The 23,543-nt window shown below is 72.6% G+C and carries 18 protein-coding genes; 6 read left to right on the top strand and 12 right to left on the bottom strand.

What is annotated here, in order from left to right:
* Positions 1-293: 293 nt before the first annotated feature.
* The 4 genes from IH09_RS03255 to IH09_RS03240 all read right to left on the bottom strand — a co-directional run bounded on the left by IH09_RS03255 (position 294) and on the right by IH09_RS03240 (position 6,431).
* Complete coding sequence (locus tag IH09_RS03255; protein ID WP_052853714.1) at positions 294-1,844, bottom strand: fatty acyl-CoA synthetase; 1,551 nt, start codon at positions 1,842-1,844, stop codon at positions 294-296.
* A 55-nt stretch (positions 1,845-1,899) separates the two neighbouring features.
* Entirely contained in the window at positions 1,900-3,459 is a 1,560-nt protein-coding gene (locus tag IH09_RS03250; protein WP_052853713.1) for an acyl-CoA synthetase, read from the bottom strand.
* Between the two features lie 19 nt (positions 3,460-3,478).
* The gene (locus tag IH09_RS03245) at positions 3,479-4,582 is read right to left on the bottom strand and encodes an NAD(P)H-dependent flavin oxidoreductase (protein ID WP_052853712.1); all 1,104 of its coding nucleotides are present in this window, start codon (positions 4,580-4,582) and stop codon (positions 3,479-3,481) included.
* Positions 4,583-4,802: 220 nt separating this feature from the next.
* Positions 4,803-6,431 carry a phytoene desaturase family protein gene (locus IH09_RS03240; protein WP_052853711.1) on the bottom strand — a complete coding sequence of 543 codons (1,629 nt, stop codon included), beginning with the start codon at positions 6,429-6,431 and terminating at the stop codon, positions 4,803-4,805.
* A gap of 179 nt (positions 6,432-6,610) precedes the next feature.
* Here IH09_RS03240 and IH09_RS03235 point away from each other — a divergent pair, with 179 nt between their 5' ends.
* On the top strand, positions 6,611-7,915 hold the full coding sequence (locus IH09_RS03235) for a glycoside hydrolase family 27 protein (protein ID WP_052853710.1): 1,305 nt from the start codon (positions 6,611-6,613) through the stop codon (positions 7,913-7,915).
* Positions 7,916-7,923: 8 nt separating this feature from the next.
* Here the strand turns inward: IH09_RS03235 and IH09_RS03230 are convergent, their stop codons facing one another.
* The 5 genes from IH09_RS03230 to IH09_RS03210 all read right to left on the bottom strand — a co-directional run bounded on the left by IH09_RS03230 (position 7,924) and on the right by IH09_RS03210 (position 13,383).
* A complete protein-coding gene (locus IH09_RS03230) occupies positions 7,924-10,173 on the bottom strand; it encodes a serine/threonine-protein kinase (protein WP_052853709.1) in 2,250 nt (749 codons plus the stop codon).
* Positions 10,174-10,360: 187 nt separating this feature from the next.
* Positions 10,361-11,164, bottom strand: a complete 804-nt coding sequence (locus IH09_RS03225) for an SDR family NAD(P)-dependent oxidoreductase (RefSeq protein WP_052853708.1) — start codon at positions 11,162-11,164, stop codon at positions 10,361-10,363.
* A gap of 101 nt (positions 11,165-11,265) precedes the next feature.
* Positions 11,266-12,048, bottom strand: coding sequence for an SDR family NAD(P)-dependent oxidoreductase (locus IH09_RS03220; protein ID WP_052853707.1), 783 nt, complete (start codon positions 12,046-12,048; stop codon positions 11,266-11,268).
* Positions 12,005-12,802, bottom strand: coding sequence for a GntR family transcriptional regulator (locus IH09_RS03215; protein WP_110952032.1), 798 nt, complete (start codon positions 12,800-12,802; stop codon positions 12,005-12,007). Before IH09_RS03215 ends, IH09_RS03220 begins: the two co-directional genes overlap by 44 nt.
* Before the next feature lie 26 nt (positions 12,803-12,828).
* Positions 12,829-13,383 (bottom strand): VOC family protein, encoded by a 555-nt coding sequence (locus IH09_RS03210; protein ID WP_052853706.1) that lies wholly within the window; start codon positions 13,381-13,383, stop codon positions 12,829-12,831.
* Positions 13,384-13,520: 137 nt separating this feature from the next.
* Here IH09_RS03210 and IH09_RS03205 point away from each other — a divergent pair, with 137 nt between their 5' ends.
* The 3 genes from IH09_RS03205 to IH09_RS03195 all read left to right on the top strand — a co-directional run bounded on the left by IH09_RS03205 (position 13,521) and on the right by IH09_RS03195 (position 18,498).
* Positions 13,521-15,707: an alpha-ketoacid dehydrogenase subunit alpha/beta gene (locus IH09_RS03205; protein WP_052853705.1), complete on the top strand. Its 2,187-nt coding sequence runs from the start codon at positions 13,521-13,523 to the stop codon at positions 15,705-15,707.
* Positions 15,708-15,745: 38 nt separating this feature from the next.
* On the top strand, positions 15,746-17,059 hold the full coding sequence (locus tag IH09_RS39605; protein ID WP_052853704.1) for a dihydrolipoamide acetyltransferase family protein: 1,314 nt from the start codon (positions 15,746-15,748) through the stop codon (positions 17,057-17,059).
* A 104-nt stretch (positions 17,060-17,163) separates the two neighbouring features.
* Positions 17,164-18,498, top strand: a complete 1,335-nt coding sequence (locus IH09_RS03195) for an MFS transporter (RefSeq protein ID WP_052853703.1) — start codon at positions 17,164-17,166, stop codon at positions 18,496-18,498.
* A 226-nt stretch (positions 18,499-18,724) separates the two neighbouring features.
* Here the strand turns inward: IH09_RS03195 and IH09_RS03190 are convergent, their stop codons facing one another.
* On the bottom strand, positions 18,725-19,678 hold the full coding sequence (locus IH09_RS03190) for a GlxA family transcriptional regulator (RefSeq protein ID WP_052853702.1): 954 nt from the start codon (positions 19,676-19,678) through the stop codon (positions 18,725-18,727).
* Positions 19,679-20,219: 541 nt separating this feature from the next.
* Positions 20,220-21,086 (bottom strand): alpha/beta fold hydrolase, encoded by an 867-nt coding sequence (locus IH09_RS03185; RefSeq protein WP_052853701.1) that lies wholly within the window; start codon positions 21,084-21,086, stop codon positions 20,220-20,222.
* 103 nt (positions 21,087-21,189) lie between these two features.
* Here IH09_RS03185 and IH09_RS03180 point away from each other — a divergent pair, with 103 nt between their 5' ends.
* A complete protein-coding gene (locus IH09_RS03180) occupies positions 21,190-21,669 on the top strand; it encodes a CGNR zinc finger domain-containing protein (RefSeq protein ID WP_052853700.1) in 480 nt (159 codons plus the stop codon).
* 353 nt (positions 21,670-22,022) lie between these two features.
* Here IH09_RS03180 and IH09_RS03175 read toward each other — a convergent pair whose 3' ends face one another.
* Positions 22,023-22,331 (bottom strand): ArsR/SmtB family transcription factor, encoded by a 309-nt coding sequence (locus tag IH09_RS03175; protein ID WP_052853699.1) that lies wholly within the window; start codon positions 22,329-22,331, stop codon positions 22,023-22,025.
* A gap of 61 nt (positions 22,332-22,392) precedes the next feature.
* On the opposite strand from IH09_RS03175, the gene IH09_RS03170 reads away from it, so the two are divergent.
* A complete protein-coding gene (locus IH09_RS03170; protein WP_052853698.1) occupies positions 22,393-23,421 on the top strand; it encodes a zinc-binding dehydrogenase in 1,029 nt (342 codons plus the stop codon).
* Positions 23,422-23,543 lie beyond the last annotated feature (122 nt).

Genomic DNA, 23,543 nt, shown 5'->3' with positions numbered 1-23,543 from the left:
GGGACCGGGGGCGGGGCGTCCGGGGTGCGTCCGGTGGGTGGGGTTCTGTCGGGTGTGTCCGGTGGCTGGGTAGGCGTGTGCTGTGGGGTGGTGACGGGGTGGCCCCGCCCGGCCGGTTCCGAGGGCCTTGCGCCGGCCACTTCTCAGCATGGCAGGGGGCACTGACAGTCGCCCTTCGTACGGGTGGCGGCCGGCCGGACGCACCCCGGGGGCCGTGCCCCGGAGCCGGCGCCGCACCCGCGGTGACGGCTCGGGCGGTACCGAACCGGGCAGTGCCGGATCACGCAGCCGGATCAGGCAGCGCCGAACCGGTCGCGCAGCTCCCGCTTGAGGACCTTGCCGCTGGCGTTGCGCGGCAGCGCGTCCACGAACAGCACCCGTTTGGGCGCCTTGAACGCCGCGAGGCGCGCGCGGGCCGCGTCGATCAGCTCCTGCTCCCCCACCCCGTCGCCATCGCTGTCCTCGCCCGTACGCAGTACGACGACGGCGGTCACCGCCTCGATCCAGCGCTCGTCCGGCAGCCCGATGACGGCCACCTCCGCCACCTGGGGATGCTCGTAGAGCACGTCCTCCACCTGGCGCGAGGCGACCAGCACACCGCCGGAGTTGATGACGTCCTTGATCCGGTCGACGACCGTGACATAGCCGTCGGCGTCCTGGACGGCCAGGTCCCCGGAGTGGAACCAGCCGTCCCGGAACGCCTCGGCGGTCTCCGCCGGCTTGTCCCAGTAGCCGGTGCACAGCTGCGGGGAGCGGTAGACGATCTCGCCCCGGGTGCCGGCCGGCACCTCCCGGTCCGCCTCGTCCACCAGCCGCGCCTCCACGAACAGCACCGGCCGCCCGCAGGAGTCCGGCCGGTCCGCGTGTTCGTCCGGGCCCAGCACCATGGCCAGCGGCCCGATCTCGCTCTGCCCGAAGCAGTTGTAGAAGGCGAGTTGCGGCAACCGGGCGCGCAGCCGGGCCAGTACCGGAACCGGCATGATCGAGGCGCCGTAGTACGCCTTGCGCAGACCGCGCAGATCGCGGACCGCGAAGTCCGGATGGTCCGACAGTCCGATCCACACGGTCGGCGGCGCGAACAGGCTGTCCGCCCGGCCCGCCGCCACCAGTTCGAGGAGATGCGCCGGGTCGGGGCCGTCCAGGATGAGGTTCTCCGCGCCGACCGCCAGGTAGGGCAGCAGGAAGACGTGCAGCTGCGCGGCGTGGTAGAGGGGCAGCGAGTGCACCGGCCGGTCCGTCTCCCGCAGGTCCAGGGCGACGACGGCGCTGGTGTAGGCGTGCACCAGCGCGCGGTGCGTCATCATGGCGCCCTTCGGCAGCGCGGTGGTGCCGGAGGTGTAGAGGAGCTGCACGAGCGCCTCGTCGGCCGGCGCCCCGTCGGCCCGCACCCCGGCCGGATCCGGTCCGCCGGGCGCCGCGGCGGCCCCGGCCAGCCGCTCCAGCAGCCCGTCCGGGTCGTCGCGCAGCGGCATGCTGCGCACCGTGCCCGGCAGCCGGCCGGCGAGTGCGGGATCGGTGAGCACCAGCGTGCTGCCCGACTGCGCCAGGATGTAGCGCAGGTCCTCGCCGGTGAGGCCGTGGTTGACCGGCACATGCACCAGGCCGGCGCGGGCGCAGGCCAAAAAGCCGATGAGGTACGCGTCGGAGTTGTGGCCGTAGGAGGCGACCCGGTCGCCGGGGCGGAGCCCGTCCGCCAGCAGGACGCGGGCCGCGGCGCTCACCGCGTCGTCCAGTTCGCGGTAGGTCCAGGACCGGTCCGCGTACCGCACCGCCGTCCGCCGCGGCACCCGGCGCGCGCTGCGCCGCAGGACGTCGTCGACCGTGTTGCTCCGCGCTCGGGTCATGGCGTGATCCTCGGCCGCGCCCCGGCGCGGGTCAAGGCATCCGGCGGCCCGGTGGCTACACGGCGCGGTCGCGGCCCGCCCAGTACGGGTCGCGCAGCCGCCGTTTGTAGAGCTTGCCGTTGGGGTCGCGGGGCATGTCCGCGAGGAAGTCGACGGACTTGGGCCGTTTGTAGTCCGCGAGGTGGCGTGCGCAGTGCGCCAGGATCTCCGCGGCCAGGCCGGGGCCCGGCGGGTGGCCGTCGGCGGGCTCCACCACGGCCTTGACCTCCTCGCCCCAGTCGTCGTGCGGGATGCCGAAGGCGGCCGCGTCGGCGACGGCGGGGTGGCCGAGCAGCACCGACTCGATCTCGGCGGGGTAGATGTTGACCCCGCCCGAGATGATCATGTCGATCTTGCGGTCGTGGAGGAAGAGGTAGCCGTCCCGGTCCAGGTGGCCGAGGTCGCCGACGGTGAAGAAGTCACCGATCCGGTTCTTGCGCGTCTTGCCCTCGTCCTTGTGGTAGCTGAAGCCGCCGGTGGCCATCTTCATGTAGACGGTGCCCACCTCGCCGGCGGGCAGCCGGTTGCCTTCTTCGTCGAAGACGGCCAGTTCGCTGATCGGCCAGGCTCTGCCGACCGTCCCCGGCTTCTCCAGCCAGTCCTGTGCGGTGGCGAAGGCGCCGCCGCCCTCGCTCGCCGCGTAGTACTCCTCCACGCAGCCGCCCCACCAGTCGATCATCGCGCGTTTGACGTGGTCGGGGCAGGGCGCGGCGCCGTGGATGGCGTGCCGCATCGCGCTGACGTCGTATGCCGTCCGGATCTCCGCGGGGAGCGCGAGAAGGCGGTGGAACTGGGTGGGCACCATGTGGGTGTGGGTACAGCGGTGAGTGTCCATCAGGGCGAGCATGTCCTGTGGCGTCCACTTGTCCATCACGACGATCCGGTGCCCGAGGTGCAGGGCGGCGGCCGCGAACTGGAGCACCGCGGTGTGGTAGAGCGGCGAGCAGACGAGATGGACGTTGCCGTCGAACGGGGTGATGCCGAAGATGGCGAGAAAGCCGCCGAGATGGCTCTCCTCCGGGGGTGTGCCGGGCAGCGGGCGGCGGATGCCGCGGGGGCGTCCGGTGGTGCCCGAGGTGTAGTTCATGACCCAGCCGAGGGTGCGGTCGGCGGGTGCGGACCGCGGTGCGCCGTCCAGGAGCCGGTCGTACGGGCGGAAGCCGTCGACGGCGCCGCCGACGGCGTAGCGCCGGTCCGCCGGGAGGTGCGCCTCGTCGGCGGCGCGGCGTGCGGCGTCGGCGAACCGCTCATGGGCGATCAGCACCTTCGCGCCGGAGTCGGCGACGATCCAGGCGATCTCCGGTCCGACCAGGTGGTGGTTGACGGGGACGAGGTAGAAGCCGGCCTGGGACGCGGCGAGATAGGCGGTGAAGAACTCCACGCCGTTGGGGAGGACGGCGGCGAACGCGTCGCCGCGCGCCAGTCCCGCGGCGCGCAGTCCGTGCACGAGCTGGTTGCTCGCGGCGTGCAGCCGCCCCGCGGTCCACTCCGTGCCGTCCGGGGCGGTCAGCACCACCCGGTCCGGGTCGGCGGCGGCCTGCGCCCAGAAGCCCTTGGGCGGTGAGTCGTGGGTCATGGCGCTCTCCTCCTCGGGATCAGGCGCGTCCGGCGATGCGGTTGATGCGGTCGATGGCCCGCTCGAAGCCGCGGGTCAGGTCGTCGAAGACGGCCTGCACACTGCGTTCGCTGTTCATCCGGCCGACGATCTGGCCGACGGGCGTGCCGAGCAGCGGTTCCACCTCGTACCGCTGGATACGGGAGTTGGCCTCGGCGACCAGCAGGCCCTGCAACGGCATGGGCAGGGCGCCGGGGCCGCCCGGGTCGTCCCAGGCGTCGGTCCACTCGGTGCGCAGCTGGCGGGCGGGTTTGCCGGTCAGGGCGCGGGAGCGGACGGTGTCGCCGGGCCCGGCGGCTAGCAGTTTCCGGGTCAGCCGCCGGGAGTGCAGTTCGGCCTCCTCGGTGGTGAGCCAGATCGAGCCGAGCCAGACGCCCTGCGCGCCGAGGGCCAGTCCGGCGGCGATCTGCTCGCCGGTGCCGATACCGCCCGCGGCGAGCACCGGCAGCGGATCGACGGCGGCCACCACTTCGGGGGTGAGCACCATGGTGGCGATCTCGCCGGTGTGCCCGCCGGCCTCGTAGCCCTGCGCGACGACGATGTCGATACCGGCGTCCCGGTGGTGCCGGGCGTGCCGGGGGCTGCCGGCAAGTGCGGCGACGAGGACGCCGTGGTCGTGAGCGCGGCGGACGATATCGGCGGGCGGGGAGCCCAGCGCGTTGGCGAGCAGCTTGATCGGATAGCCGAACGCCACGTCGAGCTGGTCGCGGGCGACCTGCTCCATCCAGCCGGTGATCCGCCAGCCGGACGCCTCGCCCGCGGCGAGCCGCGGCACCTGGTGGCGGTCGAGGAGGCCGTCGACGAAGCGGCGGTGCCCCTCGGGGATCATCGCCTCGACCTCGGCCTCGCTGACGCCCGCCACCTTCTTGGCGGGCATCACCACGTCGAGGCCGTACGGCAGTCCCCCGGTGTGGTCCTGCATCCAGTCGAGGTCGCGGGCGAGGTCGTCCGGCGCGGTGTAGCGGACCGCGCCGAGCACCCCGAAGCCACCGGCCCGGGTGATCGCGGCGGCGACCGCGGGGAAGGGGGTGAACCCGAAGACGGCGTATTCGGCTCCCAGCGTGTTGCTCAACTCCGTCTGCATGGGCGCAGGATGCCGCAGCGTGCCGTACGAGGGAAGAGGGTTTCTGATGCCACGTCAGATTTCCGGACGGCGCCGGCCCCGGCCGGGAGGTCCGGCGCGCGGCACACGGCACCGCGGGCCCGGCACACGCCCGTCGGGCCGGACGGGCGCCGCACCGCGCACCGCGGCCACCGGCGCGGACCGCCCGGCCACCCCGCCCGGCGCCCGCGTGCGCCACCGGTCACCCGGCGGCCATCTGCCCGCTTCCCGGCCGGTCGTCGACACTCCCGCCCCGCGGCCGCTCCCGGTCCTCCTCCAGCACCGCCATCGCCGCGTTGTGCCCGGGGATGCCGCTCACTCCCCCGCCGCGCACCGCGCCCGCCCCGCACAGCAGGACGTTGGCGTGCCCGGTCGCCACACCCCAGCGGCCCGGTGCGGTCGCCGCGCCGTCCGGGTCCGCGTACGGGAACGCCAGCTCGCGGTGGAAGATGTTGCCGCCGGGCAGCCCCAGTTCGCGGTCCAGGTCCAGCGGGCTGCGGGCCTCGATACAGGGCCGGCCGTCGGCGTCGCGGGCCAGGCAGTCGGCGAGCGGTTCGGCGAGGTGGGTGTCCAGCTCCGCGAGGGTGGCGGCGAGCAGCCGGTCGCGGGCGGCGGGCTGCCCGGGGGTGTCGGCGGCGAACAGCCCGGCCGGGGTGTGCAGCCCGAAGAGGGTGAGCGTGTGGTAGCCCCGGCGGACCAGCTCCGGACCGAGGATCGAGGGGTCGGTCAGGGAGTGGCAGTAGATCTCGCTGGGCGGCGTGGCGGGCAGCTCACCGGCCGCGGCCTGCCGGTAGGCGGTCTCCAACTGCCGGTAGCCCTCGGCGACATGGAACGTCCCGGAGAACGCCTCCCGCGCGTCCACCCGCGGATCGCGCAGCCGCGGCAGCCGGGTGAGCAGCATGTTGACCTTGAGCTGGGCGCCCTCGGCGGGCGGTGGCGGCGCTTCGCCCAGCAGCCGGGCGAGCTCCCGCGGCGCGGCGTTGACCAGCACCCGGCGGGCGCCGACCGTGCCCGCCGCGCACGTCACCTCCGCCGTCCGGCCGTCCGTCGCGATACCGGTCACCGCGCAGTCCGTGACGAGCTCCGCCCCGGCGCCGCGGGCGGCGTCGGCCAGCGCGTCGGTGAGCGCGCCCATACCGCCGATCGGCACGTCCCAGTCGCCGGTGCCGCCGCCGATGACGTGGTAGAGGAAGCAGCGGTTCTGCCGCAGCGAGGGGTCGTGGGCGGCGGCGAAGGTGCCGATCAGGGCGTCGGTGAGCACCACGCCGCGCACCAGGTCGTCGGTGAAGGCTTCCTCGACCGCCTCGCCCAGGGGGCGTTCGAAGAGCGCGTGCCAGGTGGCGTCGTCATCGATCCCGGCGCGCAGTGCGGCGCGGCTGGGAAGCGGTTCGGTGAGCGTGGGGAAGACCCGTTCGGCGAGCCGCCGCATGCGTCCGTAGAAGCGCTCCCAGGCGGTGAACTCCCGGTCCGAGCCGGTGAGTTCGGCGAACGCCCGGCGGGTCCGTGCCGCTCCGCCGCCGACCAGGAGACCGGTGGGGCGGCCGTCGCGGACGGCGGGGGTGTAGGAGGAGACGGTGCGTTTGCGGACCGCGAAGCGCAGGCCGAGATCCTGGACGATCTTCGGCGGCACCAGGCTGACCAGGTAGGAGTAGCGGGAGAGCCGGGCGTCGACCCCGGCGAACACCCGGGTCGAGACCGCGGCGCCACCGGTGTGCGCCAGGCGTTCCAGCACGAGCACGCTGCGCCCGGCGTGTGCGAGATAGGCGGCGGCGACCAGTCCGTTGTGCCCGCCGCCGACGATGACCACGTCGTACGAAGTCCGTTCCGGCATGTCTCTTGGTAGCACGGGGTGACCGGGGTCGCCAGGCGCAGGCGGCTGAATCCGCCGTCCCGGGCAGCGAGGCTTCTTGACCGGGTCCGGACCGCCTCTTAGCGTCCGGCCGTGCGCCGCACCGGCACCACCCGGCCCGTGCGCCGCTCCGGCCGTCCCGCCCACCCGTGAGGTGACCCGTGTCCCACTTTCCGGTATCCCGCATCGGCCGCACCGTCGCCGGGCTGGCGGCCGTGGCCGCCTGTACGGCGGGACTGCTCTCGGCCACCGGCCCGGCGGCCGCCGACGCGGACCCGGCAGGCGCCGTCGCACCGTATCCGAACCTGGCCCCGACACCCCCGATGGGCTGGAACAACTGGTCCTACTACATGTGCGACATCAACGAGAAGGTCATCCTGGACAACGCGCGGGCCCTGGTGCGCACGGGGCTCGCGAGGCGGGGCTACCGCACCGTCACCGTCGACGACTGCTGGATGACCAAGCAGCGCGGGCCCGACGGCGAGCTGGTCGCGGACCCGGTGAAGTTCCCGCACGGCATGGCGTACGTGGGCCGCCAACTGCACGCGATGGGACTGAAGTTCGGCATCTACGAGGATGTCGGCACCGCCACCTGCGGCAAGTTCCCGGGCAGTCTCGGCCATTTCCGGCAGGACGCCGAGCAGTTCGCGCGCTGGAAGGTCGACTACCTCAAGGCCGACGGCTGCCATGTGCCCGTGCCCGCCGGGCAGACCAAGGAGCAGGCGTACCGCGAGGCGTACGGGAAGATGAGCCGCGCGCTGACCGCCACCGGCCGACCCATCACCTTCTCGGTGTCCGCGCCGGCCTATTTCCAGTACAGCGGCGACAGCGTCTGGCACCAGGTCATCGACTGGTCCGCCCGGCTCGGCAATCTGTGGCGGGGCGGGGCGGACATCGCGACCCGGGAGCAGGATCCGGCCGCGAAATGGTCCTCGATCGTCTACAACTTCGACTACAACGCCAAGCTGGCCCCCCTTCAGCGGCCCGGCCGCTGGAACGACCCCGACTTCCTGCTGACCGGCGACCCGGGGCTGACGGCGGACGAGACGCGCAGCCAGATGTCGCTGTGGTCGATGATGGCCGCGCCGCTGATCTCCAGTACGGACCTGACCCGGATCGGCGCGACGGCGCGCCGGGCGCTGGGCAACAGGGACGTCATCGCCGTCGACCAGGACCCGCTCGGCGTCCAGGGCCGGATCGTGGCGCAGGGTGACGGTTTCACGGTGCTGTCCAAGCCGCTGAAGAACGGTGACCGGGCCGTCGCCCTGTTCAACTCCGGCGACTCCCGGCGCACGCTCGCCACCACGGCCGCCGCGGCCGGGCTGCCGCCCGCCGCCTCCTACCGGCTGCGCGAGCTGGTCACCGGCCGCACCACGTCCGCCGGGCGGGACATCGTCGCGAAGGACGTACCGCCGCACGCCACGGTGCTCTACCGGATCACCGCACGCCGACCCGCCCGGCGGTAGCGGCGCCGCTACCGCCGGGCCGCACGCTCCTGACGCAGCGTCGCGACCCGGCGGTAGAGGGCGACGGCCTCGGCCGTGCGGCCCAGCTGCTCCAGGCACTGGGCCTGGTCGCCGCGGCTGGCCAGCGCGTCCGGATGGGCCGCGCCCAGGACCCGTTCGCGGGCGTCGGCGACCTGGCGGTAGCCGCCCAGCGCGTCGGCCCAGCGGCCCAGCCAGCCCAGCGCCACGGCGACCTCCCGGCGGCTGACCAGGGTGTCGGGGTGGTCGGCGCCCAGCACGCGCCCGCGCGCCGCCGCCACCTCGCCGGCCTCGGCCAGCGCCTCCTCCCAGCAGCCGAGCCGCCCCAGGTTGACGCCCAGGCCGTGCCGGGCCCGGAGCGTCTCCGGATCATCGGCGCCCTGGACGCGGGTACGGGCCGCCGCCAGGTCTCGGTAGAGCGCCAGGGCCTCCGCGCTGCGGCCCAGCCGGCCCAGACCGATGCCGACCTCGTAGCAGGCGGCGAGGGTGTCGGGGTGGTCGGGGCCGAGCGTCCCGGCCCGTGCGTCCGCCACCTCGCGGTAGCCCCGCAGCGCCTCCTCCCACCTCCCCAACTGCCCCAGTACGCCGGCGATTTCATAGCGGGTGCGGAGGGTGTCGGGGTGCCGTTCGCCGAGTACCCGGGCGCGCGCCTCGGCCACCTCCCGGGCCATCGCGTGGCAGTCCTCCAGCCGCCCCAGCCGGCGGAGGTTGAACGCGAGGTGGTGGCGGCAGCTGAGGGTGTCGGGGTGGTCGGGGCCCAGCGCACGCGTCCGCCCGGACAGTACGGCGGCGCAGACCTGGTGCGCCTCGAAGTGCCGGCCGAGCCGGCCGAGCGCATGGCCGGTCTCCAGCCGGGCGGTGAGGGTGTCGGGGTGGTCCGCGCCCAGGCTGCGGGTACGGGCCGCGGCGACCCGCTCGTACCCGGTCAGTGCCGCGGCGGGGTGCCCCGACCGGTCGAGGGCGCGGGCCTCCTCGAAGTGGCTGGTGAGGGTGTCGGGGTGGTCGGGGCCGAGGAGCCGCGCGCGTTCGGCGGCGACGGCGCGGTGTACGTCGGCCGCCGCCGCCCAGCGGCCCTGCCCGCCGAGGGCGAGCCCGGCGGCGTGCCGGGCGGCGAGGGTGGTGCGCGGCCCCCCGGCCGGGCCGGCCGGGGGGCCGGACGCCTCGCCACGTGTCGCGGGCCCGCGGGTCCAGGCGTCGGTGAGGGCGTCCAGGGCGTCGAGGCCGTGGCCCGGCGGCCCGGAACCGGCCGGGCGGGCGCCGTTCGCCGGGGAACCGCCGGTCATCCCCCGCGTCCACGAGGGCAGCCGCTGCGTCGGGGCGGACTCCGGACCGTCCGCGCCGGGAGCGCCGTCGGTGGATGCCGCCGCCCCGGTGGGGTGGCCGCCCTGCGGCCGGCGGGCGTCGGCGAGGCGCTTGCCCAGTTCGGCGGCGTCCCGCGGCCGGTCGTCCGGGTCCTTGGCGAGCAGGTCCAGCACGATCCGTTCGTACGCCTCGGGCAGGTCGGGACGCCGGTTGCGCGGGGGTTCCGGGGCGGTGTCGCGGTGCCCGATGAGCACCGCCCAGGCGTCCCCCAGGTCGAACGGCGGGACCCCGGTGGTGATCTCGTACAGCACACAGCCCAGGGAGTAGAGGTCGCTGCGGTGGTCGACGGTGCCGGCGCCGATCTGCTCGGGGGACATGTAGTGCGGGGTGCCCATGGCCATACCGGTGCCGGTCAGCCGGGCGGTGAAGCCGATGTCGTCGCCGAGGCGGGCAATGCCGAAGTCGCAGATCTTGACCGTGCCGTCGGCGGTCCGCACGATGTTGGCCGGTTTCAGATCGCGGTGCACGACGGCCTGTTCGTGGGTGTAGGCGAGCGCGGCGGTGAGCTGTTCGGCGATCTCGACGATGTCCGTGACGGGCAGCGGCTCGCGCCGGTTGTCGTCCAGCAGCTGGCTGAGGTTGCGGCCGGTCAGCAGCTCCATGACGAGGAAGAGGGTGTCGCCGTCCTCGCCGAAGTCATGGACGACGGTGATACCGCGGTGCTGGAGCGCGGCCGCGACCCGGGCCTCCCGGCGGAACCGCTCGCGCAGCACCCGCAGGAACGACGCGTCGTGCTGCGGCCCCACGGGCTTGAGACATTTGACGGCGACCTGGCGGCCCAGCGATTCGTCGCGGGAGCGCCACACCTCGCCCATCCCGCCGCGTCCGATCCGTTCGAGCAGCCGGTAGCGTCCCTGGATCAGCCTGCTCTCCACCATCGCGTACCGCCGCCCCCGTCGCCGACTCCGTTCCGTCGCGCAGCTCCCCCTGCGTGTCCTGCCCGTCCAGTATGGCGGCGCGGCGGCGGAGCTTGTAGGGGACTCGGCGGCGGCCGGTGCCGATCCGGTCGGCGGTGCGCGGGGTGCGCCGGGGCGGGCGGGACCCGCGTGGCGGGCCGTCGCCGCCCTAACCGGGTGTCACGGCGTAACCGTCGGCCGTCCAGCCGCCGTCGCTGACCATCACCTGGCCGGTGATGTTCGCGGACACGTCGGAGGCCAGGAAGAGGGCGAGGTGGGCGATGTCCGCCGGGCGGCCGAGGACGCCGCGCGGGGTGCGGCGGCGCAGTGCCGCCGTGTCCAGCCGGCCGGCCGCGGCGAGCCCGGCCACCAGGTCGGTCTCGACATAGCCGGGCGCCAGCGCGTTGACGCGGATGCCGTGCGGGGCCCATTCGACGGCCAGCACCTTGGTGAGGGAGGCGACGGCGGCCTTGGTCGCGCAGTACGCCGCGCGTTCGGGCCCCGCGGTCACCCCGTACATCGACGAGGTGGTGAGGATGACGCCCCCGTCGCCGTCGCGCATGAGGCGGGCGGCCGCCCGCGCGCAGACGAAGACGCCGGTGAGGTTGGTGTCCAACGCGGCCTGCCAGCGCCCCAGTTCGAGGTCGAGGGAGGGCGCGTTGGCGGACAGTCCGGCGTTGCCGACCATGACGGACAGCTCCCCGGTGCGCGCGGTGAAGTCCGCGAGCGCCGCGGCCACGGCGTCCTCGTCGTTCACCGGGGCGGTGGCCGTCGCGATCACCCGGTCCGGGTGGCAGGCCGCCAGTGGGGGCCGTACGCGGTCCAGTTCGCCGCCGTCGATGTCGAGCAGCAGCACATGGCAGCCGGCGTGCGCGAAGGCGGTGGCCATCGCCAGGCCCAGGCCGCGCGCCGCGCCGGTGACGCACACGGACCTGCCGCGCAGGTCGGGGTAGCTCGCCGCTTCGGTCGTCATGTTCCGTTCCCTGTCTCTCGTCATGGATTGAGCCGGGTAATTCCTCTCCTGGCCCCGGCCGTCCCTGGTTCTCCCCTGGCCGTCCCGGTGTGCGCGGGTGCTCAGGCCATGTGCATGCCGCCGTTGACGTGGATGACCTCGCCCTGTACGAAGCTCGCCGCGGGCGAGCAGAGGAAGGTGACGACGGAGGCGACCTCCGCGGGCCTGCCCAGGCGGCCCATGGGGGTGGTGGCCAGCGCGGTGTCGCCGCGGGTGGCGACGTAGTCTCGGGTCATGGGGGTCTCGATGATGCCGGGCGAGACCATGTTGATCCGCGCCCGGGAGCCCAGTTCCCAGGCGAGGCTGCGGGAGAAGGCGAGCAGGGCACCCTTGGTCGCCGCGTAGTGCGCATGCCGGATGCTGCCGCGGTGGCCCGCCATGGAGGTCAGGTTGACGATGCTGCCGCCCTCGTTGAGGTGGGGCAGGACGGCGCGGGTGAGGTAGAAGACACCGTTGAGGTTGACCGAGATGACGGTGTTCCACTCCTCGTCGGTCATCTCGGCGACAGTCTGTTCGGGGTAGATTCCGGCGGCCGGTACGAGGAAGTCCACCGCGCCGAACCTCTCGACCGCGGCGGCGACGAACGCGTTGTTGCTCTCCGAGGAGGCCGCGTCCAGGGTGCGGGTGAGCACACGCGTACCGGTGGGGTCGAGGGTGGCGGCGAACTCCGTCAGGGCGCCGGCGTCCAGGTCGCCGAGGACCAGGTTGGCGCCGGCGGCGTGGAACTGGCGGGCCACCTCGCGGGCGATGCCGCCGCTCGCGCCGGACAGGAGGAGGGTCCGGCCCTGGAAGGCGTGGGCGTCAGCGCCCGGTGTCTGCGGTGTCTGCGGTGTCTGCGCTGTCATGGTCTTCCTCGGTGAAGAGTTCGGGGTGCTGGCCCAGTTCCAGCCGGGTGCGGCGGATGTGGCCGGTGAGAAATCGTTCGGCGTCGACGGTGTCGGCGCGCCTGATCGCCTCGATGATCAGGCGGTGTTCGGCGTGGATCAGCTCCCAGCCGCTGTCGCCCGCGAGCCGGGCGAAGGCGCGCCGATAGTGCTGTGTGGTGTTCCAGAACCGGTCGACGAGGGCGGTCAGCTGGCCGACACGGCAGCCGGCGTAGGTGAGCAGGTGCAGACGGCGGTCGAGGGTCAGGAAGCGGTCCACGTCGGTGGTCTGCTCGATCTGCCGCGCGATCGCCGCCAGTTCGGCGATCTGCCCGGCGGTCAGATGCGGAATGCTCTCGCTGAGGGCGAGCGGTTCGAGGCGTTCGCGGATCTTGTAGACGCCTTCGCACTCCGCCATGTCCATCTTGGAGACCCAGGCACCGCTGTTGGACTTCACGACGGTCAGGCCCTCGGCCGCCAGTATCCGCAGGGCCTCGCGTACCGGCAGCCGGCTGGCGCCGAGCCGGGCCGCGACCTCCTCCTGCCTGATCCGCGCACCGGGGCGCAGTTCACCGCTGAGGATGGCGGTCCGCAGATGGTCGGCGACGCGCTGGCTGGCGACGGCGGAGGCGCTGGATCCGGTGGTGCCGGACCCGGGGGTACCGGATCCGGTGGCGGTGGATCCGATGATGCTGGATCCGGAGGTACTGGATCCGGTGGTCGGCTTCTGTGGCATGGCTCTTCCCGGTACGGCGGACGTGTTCAGGCGGAAGGCTGCCACAGCAGCACCGGGGAGTCGGCCGCGTACCGCTTGCCGCCGGGGTAGGAGACCAGCTCCAGCTGCATCCCCCAGGGCGTCAGGAAGTAGACCCACCGCTGCCCTTCGCTCGGGCCCGAGCTGGCGGTGGGCTCGCCCAGGATCCGTACGCCGTGCCGCCGCAGATGGGCGACGGCGGCGTCGAGGTCGGTGACGTAGAAGGCCAGATGGTGACCGCCGATATCGCTGTTGCGGGGCGGCCGCGTGGTCCGCTCGGGTGCCTCGTACTCGAAGATCTCGAAGTTGGGGCCGCCGGCGCAGCGGAAGAAGCGCAGTTCGCGCATGACGGCGCGGGGGTGGACGCCGAGGTGGTCGCGCATCCAGGTGCCGTCGGACCGGAAGGGGCCGAGCGAGTAGACGTGCTCGCAGCCGATCACCTCGACGAAGAACCGGGTCGCCACTTCGAGGTCGGGGACGGTGAAGCCGATGTGCTCGACCCCGGCGAGGCCGGGGAGCCCATGACTCCGCTCATCCGCTGAATGGATCCATCGTTCCGCCATGGCAATTACCCTGCGCCGCCATAAGTGCCGCAGTCAATGGATATAGCCCAAACCTGAAGATAACGTTCCGGTAACGAGGTATTGGTTATGGATCCATTCACTGCGACAGTGCTCACCGAATCCACAGGAGAGTGCTCATGCCCACACACCGGAAACTGGCCCCCACGTCGCCCTGGACCGAGGTGAGCGCGGCCAAGAAGGACTGGCACGGCGCCGACCCGGGGCTGCTGACCTCGATGTTCGCCCAGATCCTGCTGATCAGGACCTTCGAGGAGTACGTCCTCGACCTCGCGGGGCAGGGGCTGGTGCACGGCCCGGCGCACTCCAGCATCGGCCAGGAGGGCGGCGCGGTCGGCTCCGTGTCCCCGCTGACCGGTGCCGACTTCGTCGGCGGCTCGCACCGGGGGCACCACCAGTTCCTGGCCAAGGCGCTGGCGTACGTCGCCCCCGGCGGCATCGATCTGCGGCAGCCCGTGGACGCTGAGGTACGCACCGTGCTGCTGCGCAGCCTGGCCGAGATCTGCGGTCTGGCCAGGGGCTTCTGCCGGGGCCGGGGCGGCTCCATGCATCTTCAGTGGCGCGCGGCCGGGGCCATGGGCACCAACGCGATCGTCGGCGGCGGCGTACCGCAGGCCGCCGGGTTCGCCTGGTCGGCCCGGCAGGCGGGCACCGACGCCGTCTCCGTCAGCTACTTCGGGGACGGCGCGGTCAACATCGGCTCCGTGCTGGAGACGATGAACCTCGCCGCGGCCTGGCGGCTGCCGGTCTGCTTCTTCATCGAGAACAACAAGTACGCCGTCTCCACGCATGTGGACGAGGCGACGGCCGAGCCCCGGCTCTCGGCGCGCGGTCTGGGCTTCAACATCCCCAGCTGGCGGGTGGACGGGATGGATCCGCTCGCCGTGCACCTGGCCATGTCCGAGGCCGTGGACCATATGCGCGCCGGCCGGGGACCCACCATCGTCGAGGCCGAGGTCTACCGCTACTTCCACCAGAACGGCCCGTTCCCCGGCAGCGCCTTCGGCTACCGCACCAAGGACGAGGAGCGGGAGTGGCGGGCCCGCGACCCGCTGGCCCTGGTCTCCCGGCAGCTCGTCGAGCGCGGCATCCTCACCGCCGAGGCGATCGAGGAGTGCACCGCACGCGCCAAGGCGCTGCTGGCCTCCGTAGGCGACGAACTGCTGGAGCCCGACCCCGAGGGCAAGCCGGGCACCCGCCGCATCAAGCCCGCCGAATGGCCCGACCCGTCCTTCCGCGACGTCGGCGTACGGGGCGACCTCAGCGAGTTCGAGGGCGTCCGCCTCGTCGACGGCGACGCCTTCGAAGGGCGCCTGGAACAGCGGAAGTTCATCGACATGGTGGCCGAGGTGATGGTCCGCCGGATGGCCGAGGACGAGTCGGTCGTGGTCATGGGCGAGGACGTGCACCGCCTCAAGGGCGGCACCAACGGCGCGACCAAGGGCCTGGCGGAGGCCCACCCGGACCGCGTCCTGGGCACGCCCATCAGCGAGAACGCCTTCGCCGGGCTCGGCGGCGGCATCGCGCTCGACGGCCGGTACAAGCCGGTGGTGGAGTTCATGTACGCGGACTTCATGTGGGTCGCGGCCGACCAGATCTTCAACCAGATCGGCAAGGCCCGGCACATGTTCGGCGGCGACGGACAGGGCTCCGGCGTGCCCCTGGTGCTGCGCAGCAAGGTCGCCATGGGCACCGGCTACGGCTCCCAGCACTCCATGGACCCGGCCGGTGTCTTCGCCACGGCCCCCGGCTGGCGGATCGTCGCACCGTCCACGCCCTTCGACTACGTGGGCCTGATGAACACGGCACTGACCTGCAAGGACCCCGTCGTCGTACTGGAGCACACCGATCTGTACGGCTCGGTCGGTCCGGGCCCGGTGGACGACCTCGACTACTGCCTGCCGGTGGGCCGGGCGGCCGTGCGCCGCACCGGATCGCGGATCACCGTCGTGACGTACCTCGCGATGACCGGCCATGTCCTGGACGCCGTCGAGCAACTGGGCCTGGACGCCGAGGTCATCGACCTGCGGTGGCTGGACCGGGCCAGTCTGGACTGGGACACCGTCGGCGCGAGCATCCGCAAGACCAACAATGTGCTCATCGCCGAGCAGGGCCCCGTCGGCACCTCCTACGGCGGCTGGCTGTCCGACGAGATCCAGCGCCGCTTCTTCGACCACCTCGACCAGCCGGTCCAGCGCGTCCACGCCGGGGAGTCCTCCCCCAGCATCAGCAAGGTGCTGGAACGGGCGGCCATCGCGCGGACCGAAGAGGTCGTGGCCGCGCTCCAGCGGGTCACCGAGAACTGACCCTCCCCCGTACATCAGCACACCCAGGAGGGTTGATCATGGCCGAACTGTTCCTTATGCCCGCCGTGGCCGCCGATACGGCGACAGCGGTGCTGTCCGCCTGGCAGGTGGCACCGGGCGCGCCGTTCACGAAGGACGACGCACTGGTCTCCATCGAGACCGACAAGGCGGAGGTGGACGTCGCGGCCGACCGCGACGGCGTCCTGCTCACGACGTTGTACGAGGCCGGCGCGGAGATCGAGGCGGGCACCCCGATCGCCGTGCTCGGCGCCGCCGGCGAGCGGCCCGGCGATCTCGGCGCGCTGCTGGCGGAGCTGGGCGTCGACGCGCCCGCCGCGGCCGGTCGCGCCGTGCGCCGGGACGTACCGGAGGACCCGGCCGCGGACCGCCCGCGGACCGCCCCGGCCCCGACAGGCCCGGCACCCGCCGGACCGGAGCACGAGGGGCGCGTCTTCAGCAGCCCGCTGGCCCGCAGGCTGGCCCGTGAAGCCGGTCTGGACGTCACGGCGCTCACCGGCACCGGGCCCGGCGGCCGCATCGTGCGGCGCGACGTCGAGGCCGCGGCCGCCGCCCGGGACACGGCCGGGGCGGCGCCCCAGGCACCGGCCCCCCTGGCGACCGCCCCGGCCACCGCCGCGCCGGCGCCCACCGCCACCACCCCGGCGGACACCGGCGCTCACACGGACATTCCGCACAGCCGGATGCGCCGGGCCATCGCCACCCGCCTGACCGAGAGCAAGCAGCACACCCCGCACTTCTATCTGCGGGCGACCTGCGCCGTGGCCGAGCTGCTCGCACTGCGGGAGCGGATCAACGCCGTCAGCCCGGTGAAGGTCTCGGTCAACGACCTGCTGGTCAAGGCCGTCGCCACGGCGCACACGCAGGTGCCGGAGATGAACGCCGTATGGCGGCCGGAGGCCGTCCGCCGGTTCGACGCGGTCGATGTCTCGGTCGCCGTCGCCACCGACAAGGGCCTGGTGACCCCGGTCCTGCGCGGCGTCGAGAACCTGTCGGTCTCGGCGATCGCCACCCGGACCCGGGCGTTCGCGGAGCGGGCACGCGCCGGTGCGCTGCACCCCGCCGATCTCGAAGGCGGCTCCATCACCGTCTCGAACCTCGGGATGTACGGGGTCGAGGAGTTCGCCGCCATCATCAACCCGCCGCAGGCCGCCATCCTGGCCGTCGGCGCCGCACGCGACGAGGCGGTGGTCCACGACGGCGCGGTCACCGTGGCCAGGGTGCTCGGCGTGGTCCTGTCCGTGGACCACCGTCCGGTGGACGGCGCCGTCGCGGCGCGCTGGCTCGCGGCCTTCACCGAGGCCGTGGAGAACCCGGTCCGGCTCGTCGTCTGACCCCACCCCGGCGGCCGGGGTACGCGCCACCACCGCGTGCCCCGGCCCCTCCCCCTCGGCCGCACCCGCAGCAACGGCCGCCTGAGCACTCCTTGAGGACACCGATGTCTTTGATCCGCGGTTCCCGCACCCCCGGTGCGGCCACCCCGCCTGCCACCCCGCCCGACCCGCTCGGCGAGCTGGACAGCCGCAATCTGCGGCGGCTGATGCCCCTGCTGCTGGCCGCCTACATCATGTCGTTCCTGGACCGGACCAACATCGGCCTGGCCAAGGAACGCCTGGAGGTCGACCTCGGTATCTCCGCCGCGGCCTACGGGCTGGGCGCGGGCCTGTTCTTCCTCACCTACGCCGTCTCCGAAGTCCCCAGCAACCTGATCATGCACCGGGTGGGGGCCCGCTGGTGGATCACCCGGATCATGCTGACCTGGGGCGTCATCTCCGCCTGTATGGCCTTCGTCCAGGGCGAGAAGTCCTTCTACGCCATGCGGCTGCTGCTCGGCGCCGCCGAGGCCGGGCTGCTGCCGGGCATCCTGCTCTACTTCACGTACTGGTTCCGTTCCGAGACCCGCGGCAAGGCCATCGGGCTGCTGCTGCTCGGTGCCTCCATCGCCAGCGTCGTCGGCAACCCGCTGGGCGGACTGCTCCTGGAGATGGACGGGATCGGCGGCTGGCACGGCTGGCAGTGGATGTTCCTCATCGAGGGCATCCCCTGCCTCTTCCTGGCGGTCGCCGTCTTCCGGTACCTGCCCGACGGCCCGGCCAAGGCACCGTGGCTGACGGCCGAGGAGGCCCGGCTGGTCCAGGACGAGGTCGCCCGCGAGCAGCGCGAGGGCGCCGCGGCGGCCGGCAACGGTTCCGGCACCCTGCGGACGGTGCTGCGCGACAAGCAGATGCTGCTGGCCATCTTCGCCAACTGGACGCACCAGGTCGCGCTGTACTCCGTCGTCTACTTCCTGCCCGGCATCATCGGCGGCTGGGGCCATCTGTCACCGTTCACCATCGGCCTGCTGACCGGGCTGCCCTGGGTCACCGCGGCCGTCGGCGCCGTGGTGGTACCGCCCCGCGCCACGACGCCCCGCCGCTCCCGCAACTTCGTGGTGGCCGGGCTGCTGATGATGTTCACCGGGCTCATCGTCGGCGCGGTCGCCGGGCCGGTGATCGCGCTGCTCGGGTTCTGCTTCACCGGCCTGGCGTTCTTCGTCGTCCAGCCGCTCCTGTTCAACTTCCCCGCCACCCGGCTGGCGGGCAAGACCCTCGCGGGCGGCCTGGCCCTGCTCAACACCGTGGGCATCACGGGCGGTTTCGTCGGCCCGTACCTCATGGGCTACGCCGAGGACGCCACCGGCAGCCATCTGTCGGGGCTGTGGGTGTCCGTCGCCCTGCTGGCGCTCGGCGCGCTGGCGGCGACCCGGCTGCGGTTCTCGCCCAAGTCCGAGTAGGCGGTTCCGGCACGGCCCGGGGCTGCCCGGGGTCCGGACGCCGGTCGGGCCGGCCGTTCTCGGGGGCCCGGCCGCTTCGGTGCGACGAGCCCGCCGCTTGGCCCGAAGACCCGTATCCGACCTGTCACAGCACGGGCACGGCAACGAGCAGACAGCACAAGGAGGTTGACCACTTCGGCCAGCCGAGGCCCGCGCCTCGGAAACACCCCCGAACCCGCAGGTCTGCTCAGCCGTGTGTGGTGGTGAAGCGTCTGCGGTACTCGGTCGGTGTGGTGCCCAGGTGGCGGGCGAAGGCGCGGCGGAGGGTTTCGTCGCTGCCGAGGCCGCTGTGCTGCGCCGCCGAGGTGATGCTGTGTCCGTCCAGGAGGAGTTGCCGGGCGCGGTCGAGGCGGACGCGTTCGACCCAGCGGGCGGGTGTGGTGTCCAGTGCGGTCCGGAACAGCCGGGTCAGGTGCCGGGTGCTGACGGCCGCGGATGCGGCCATGGCGGACAGGGTGTGCTCACCGGCCGGGTCGGCGACCACGGACGAGAGCAACGAGCGCAGCAGGTCGTTGCGCGCCGGCGGGGTCGTGAGGGCCGTGGAGAACTGCGATTGCCCGCCCGGTCGCTGCATGAACACGACCAGTTCGCGGGCGATTTCCCGGGCGGTCTCCGCTCCGTGGTCGTCCTCCACCAGTGCGAGGGTCAGATCGATGCCTGCGCTGATCCCCGCGGAGGTGAGGTACCGCCCGTCGCGGATGTAGAGGGCGTCCGGCTCCACGCGGACCTTCGGATAGCGGCGGGCGAGCGCTTCGGCGTGCCGCCAGTGCGTGGTCGCCCGGCGCCCGTCGAGCAGACCGAGAGCGCCCAGGACGAAGGCACCGCTGCAGACCGAGGCGACGCGGGTGGCCCGCTCGGCGAGGGTGCCGGCGGCTGCCAGCAGCTCCTCCTCGACGGGCCGGTCGGCCAGCCGGTCGGCGCCGGCGACCACGACCGTGTCGAAGGGGCCGGCATCGACCACCGCGATCGCCCCGGCCAGGGCGAGCCCCGAGGACGTGGCCACCTGGCCGCCGCGTGGCGACACCAGCGTCAGCTGGTACGGGCAGCCGAGCCGCACCGCCTGGTGCACCACCTCCACGGGGCCGCTGACGTCGAGCATGGTCACCCCGTCGAAAACCAGGAAAGCGACCCGCTGCGTCATGTCTGCATCTGTGGCGCTCGTGGCCGAATGGACATGGGGGCAGGCTATGCCATCCGGTGGACTCGGTCCGATCCTCCAGCAGGAGTTCGGCATTCCCGCCGAGCAGCATCGCCACCCCGCAAGAGCCACGCCAACGGCCGACCGGAGAACAGGGTGGCGGATGACCAACCGCCAGGGGCCCGCGTTTCCCGGGGAGGCTCGCGGGGCGTGCTGACCAGCGGGCTTGCCACGATTCAGAGGTGGGGTGACCTGGTCCCGGCAGGTTCAAAGGACCGTTCTGTCCCCGAAGTGATCTTCCAGCCATGCTGCATGCTGTGCCGTGTCCGGTGTGACGTCGGCGCCCGCCCGTAGGCGTGCCCCAGGGCCGAATCCGCTGCGGCTCAGGCGGGGGCCGACTTGGATACGCAGGGTGTCCACCGCCCTTCCCGCGCGGCGCTCAGTAAGCGCAGACCTGGTTGGCGACTCTCCAGTCACGCCAGTGCCCGTCTGTACAAATCTCTGAGTCGCCCCGCGCGCGGCTCGTACCTGCCCCCCGTCGCTTCTATCCCAGCACTCTCCCGAGGAAGCCGCGCAGGTAGCCGGCGACGACGCCCAGGTGGCTTTCCAGCAGGAAGTGGCCGCCGTTGATCAGGTGCACCTCCGCGTCCTTGGCGTCGCGGGCGAAGGCCCGCGCGCCGGCCGGGCCGAAGATCTCGTCGTTGCGACCCCACACGGCGAGCACCGGAACCTCGCTGGTGCGCAGGAACTCGTGCAGCAGCGGGTAGAGCGGGCGGTTGTTCCGGTAGTCGCGGAACAGTGCCAGCTGGACCTCGTCGTTGCCCTCGCGGGAGACGAGGGCATGGTCGTGCTCCCAGGTGTCCGGGCTGACCAGGCTCGGGTCGGGCACGCCGTGCAGGTACTGCCAGCGGATGGCGTCGATGCCCAGCGCGGCGCGGACGGCCGGTTCGGTGTCGGGGCCGGGGTGCGCTCCGTAGGCCCAGACGTCGCTCCAGAACGACTCGACGAAGCCGTCCTCGTAGCCGTTGCCGTTCTGGGTGACGAGGGCGGAGATCCGTTCGGGGTGCTTGAGCGCGAGGCGCCATCCGATGGGGGCGCCGTAGTCCTGGACGTAGAGGGCGTAGCGGTCCAGGCCCAGCTGTTCGAGCAGTCCGGAGGTGAGTTCGGCGAGGGCGTCGAAGGTGTAGGTGAACTCCCCCACGGGAGGGGCGTCCGAGTGGCCGAAGCCGAGGTGGTCCGGCGCGATGAGGTGGTAGCTGTCGGCCAGCAGCGGGATGAGTTCGCGGAACATGAACGAGCTGGTCGGGTAGCCGTGCAGCAGGACGATCGCGGGGGCGTCGGCGGGGCCGGCCTCGCGGTAGAAGATCTCATGGCCGTCGACGGTGGCGGTCCGATGGTGCACCGAGCTCATATCTAACCCCTTTGCTTGCCCAATCTGGTTACCCGTTCGCCATGCAAGCACGGACAGGCTAACCTGTCAAATGACTCAATCTGGTTAGAGAGGGAAGTGCTCGATGGATGCGCTACTGGACCTGCTCAACAGCAGGCCGCTGGTCAACGGCGAGGAGCGGGACGCGCTCGGCGACCCGGCCGGAGGCAGGCGCTGGGCGCGGGAGCACGGCGGGGACGGCAGTCTCGCGGAGCTGGCGCTGCTGCGTGAGACACGGGACATCCTGCGGGACGTGGTGCGCGGAGAAAGCTCGCCCGCCGCGTTGGGCCCGCTGCTCGAAGGGGTCCACCAGGTCCCTGAGATCACTTCGGACGGCCTTCGGTGGACGGTCAAGACTCCACCGCACGCCCGGCTGACCGTCGAGACGGTCCTCGCTTGGGCCGCCACCGAGGAGCGGATACCCGGCCGGCTACGCCCCTGCGCCAACGCCGAGTGCCGGTTGTTCCTGCTCGACCGCAGCCGCGCCAACCGCGCCCGCTGGTGCTCGATGGCCGTCTGCGGCAACCGCGAGAAAGCGCGCCGCCACCATGAGCGCACCCGCTGACTCGTCCCGGGACCCTGGTGCGAGCGGAGCGAGACGTCCGGCTCGCCATCAGCCCCCTTGACACCCTCCGACCCGGGAACGCCTGTGCGACACTCCGTGGGTTGCTCTGAGCCTCCCTGAGTCCTCCACCTCGTGGCCGGGGTTCGTGCTGGCGCGGGCCTCGGCGGGGCTGGCGGACGGCACGATCCCCGGGGGCGTCGGGCACCTGGAGCAGATGCGGTCCTGGTTCGGCCGACCGCTGTGGGAGAGGGAGCCGCCTGACGCCGACGCATGCGAAAGGGCCGCGGCCCACGCACGGACTCGACCATGAACTGTGATCATTCCCAGCTCAGGATCCGCTTTCGACGCGCGGCCTAGAAGACGTCGCGCAGGGTCTCCAGGAGGCGGGCGATGTTCGCCTCGTCGCGGCGGTAGTAGGTCCACTTGCCCCGCCGGGTGGCGACCACCAGCCCTGCTTGCCGCAAGGTCGTGAGGTACTGCGAGGTGGTTGGCTGACTCAGACCTGCGCGCTGCTGGATGTCGGTCACACAGACGCCGATCTCGACATCGTCGGGCTCCTGGCCGGGGAAGCTCATCGGCTCCTTGAGCCACACCAGCATCTGGCGGCGGGCTGGGTTGGACAGGGCCCGGAACACAGCCAGCAACTCCGCCTCCGAGAACACGCGCTCATCCTAGCTCAGCCACATATTGACACTTTGGAATATGTCAATCTATGGTCGCCGCATGTCCACTTCGATGCGTGTGATGGAACTCGTCCGCTTCGGTGCCGCGGACACCGCGTTCGCCGCCCGAGAACTGCCAAGACCCACCCCCGGACCCGGCCAGGTGCTGGTGCGCGTGCTGGCCACGTCCGTGAACCCGCTCGACCTCCAGACCCGGCGCGGCGACTACCGCGACCAGGTAGCGCTGCCCGCGGTGATCGGCAACGACGTGTCCGGCGTGGTGGTCGAGACCGGCCCCGGGGCGGACGACTTCCAGCCGGGCGACGAGGTCTGGTACCTGGCGCCGATCTTCGCCGGGCAGGGCACCTACGCCGAGTACCACGTGGTCGACCAGGCCCTGGCGGCCCGCAAGCCCGCCCGGCTGTCGCACGTCGAGGCCGCCGGCCTCGCACTCGTGGGCGTGACCGTGTGGGAAGCACTGGTCGAACGAGCAGCGGTGCGGGTCGGGGAACGGGTCCTGGTGCACGGCGGAGCGGGCGGCGTCGGCTCCGCCGCCATCCAGCTCGCCGGCGCCCTGGGAGCCGAGGTGGTCACCACCGCGCGGTCGAAGGACCACGAGTTCGTCAAAGGACTGGGAGCCGACATCGCGATCGACTTCTCGACCGGCGACTACGTGCCACAGGTCCGCGCACTGGGCGGCGTGGACGTCGTACTGGACACGGTCGGCGGGGACACCCTCACCCGCAGTCCGGAGGTCCTCGCCGACCGAGGCCGCGTGGTGTCCATCGTGGACATCCCCGAACCCCAGAACCTGCTCGCCGCGTGGGGCGTGAACGCGACGTACCACTTCGTCTTCGCCAGCCCCGGCCGGGCGAAGCTTGAGGCCCTCGGCCGATTGGTCGACCGGGGAGAACTGCGACCGGTGATCGGCGCCGTGCTGCCGCTGGCCGACATCGCGGAGGCGCACACACTGCTGGAAGGCGGCTCCACCAGCGAGGGCCGCAGACGCCCCCGCGGCAAGATCTCCATCGCCGTGCATCCCCTGGACCAGCAGCCTCACGGGACGGGGGCCTCGGCTCGGAAGAGCTAGGGCTTTCAGAGAAGAGCCAGGGCCTTTCAGAACCGCTTGACGTCCACGTCCTTTCGCCCATCGGCCCGCTGAGCGGGTCGATGGGAAGAGGGGCCCTCGTGGTCGGCATCGGACGACCTGTC

The sequence above is a fragment of the Streptomyces celluloflavus genome (assembly GCA_000720995.1).
GTDB classification, from domain to species: Bacteria; Actinomycetota; Actinomycetes; order Streptomycetales; family Streptomycetaceae; genus Streptomyces; species Streptomyces celluloflavus.
This window is presented reverse-complemented; position numbering and strand designations above follow the sequence as displayed.

Bases quoted from the DNA above. Each gene is read 5' to 3' on its own strand.
- IH09_RS03255 (WP_052853714.1), bottom strand. From the start codon at position 1,844: ATGACCCGAGCGCGGAGCAACACGGTCGACGACGTCCTGCGGCGCAGC.
- IH09_RS03250 (WP_052853713.1), bottom strand. From the start codon at position 3,459: ATGACCCACGACTCACCGCCCAAGGGCTTCTGGGCGCAGGCCGCCGCC.
- IH09_RS03245 (WP_052853712.1), bottom strand. From the start codon at position 4,582: ATGCAGACGGAGTTGAGCAACACGCTGGGAGCCGAATACGCCGTCTTC.
- IH09_RS03240 (WP_052853711.1), bottom strand. From the start codon at position 6,431: ATGCCGGAACGGACTTCGTACGACGTGGTCATCGTCGGCGGCGGGCAC.
- IH09_RS03230 (WP_052853709.1), bottom strand. From the start codon at position 10,173: ATGGTGGAGAGCAGGCTGATCCAGGGACGCTACCGGCTGCTCGAACGG.
- IH09_RS03225 (WP_052853708.1), bottom strand. From the start codon at position 11,164: ATGACGACCGAAGCGGCGAGCTACCCCGACCTGCGCGGCAGGTCCGTG.
- IH09_RS03220 (WP_052853707.1), bottom strand. From the start codon at position 12,048: ATGACAGCGCAGACACCGCAGACACCGCAGACACCGGGCGCTGACGCC.
- IH09_RS03215 (WP_110952032.1), bottom strand. From the start codon at position 12,802: ATGCCACAGAAGCCGACCACCGGATCCAGTACCTCCGGATCCAGCATC.
- IH09_RS03210 (WP_052853706.1), bottom strand. From the start codon at position 13,383: ATGGCGGAACGATGGATCCATTCAGCGGATGAGCGGAGTCATGGGCTC.
- IH09_RS03205 (WP_052853705.1), top strand. From the start codon at position 13,521: ATGCCCACACACCGGAAACTGGCCCCCACGTCGCCCTGGACCGAGGTG.
- IH09_RS39605 (WP_052853704.1), top strand. From the start codon at position 15,746: ATGGCCGAACTGTTCCTTATGCCCGCCGTGGCCGCCGATACGGCGACA.
- IH09_RS03195 (WP_052853703.1), top strand. From the start codon at position 17,164: ATGTCTTTGATCCGCGGTTCCCGCACCCCCGGTGCGGCCACCCCGCCT.
- IH09_RS03190 (WP_052853702.1), bottom strand. From the start codon at position 19,678: ATGACGCAGCGGGTCGCTTTCCTGGTTTTCGACGGGGTGACCATGCTC.
- IH09_RS03185 (WP_052853701.1), bottom strand. From the start codon at position 21,086: ATGAGCTCGGTGCACCATCGGACCGCCACCGTCGACGGCCATGAGATC.
- IH09_RS03180 (WP_052853700.1), top strand. From the start codon at position 21,190: ATGGATGCGCTACTGGACCTGCTCAACAGCAGGCCGCTGGTCAACGGC.
- IH09_RS03170 (WP_052853698.1), top strand. From the start codon at position 22,393: ATGTCCACTTCGATGCGTGTGATGGAACTCGTCCGCTTCGGTGCCGCG.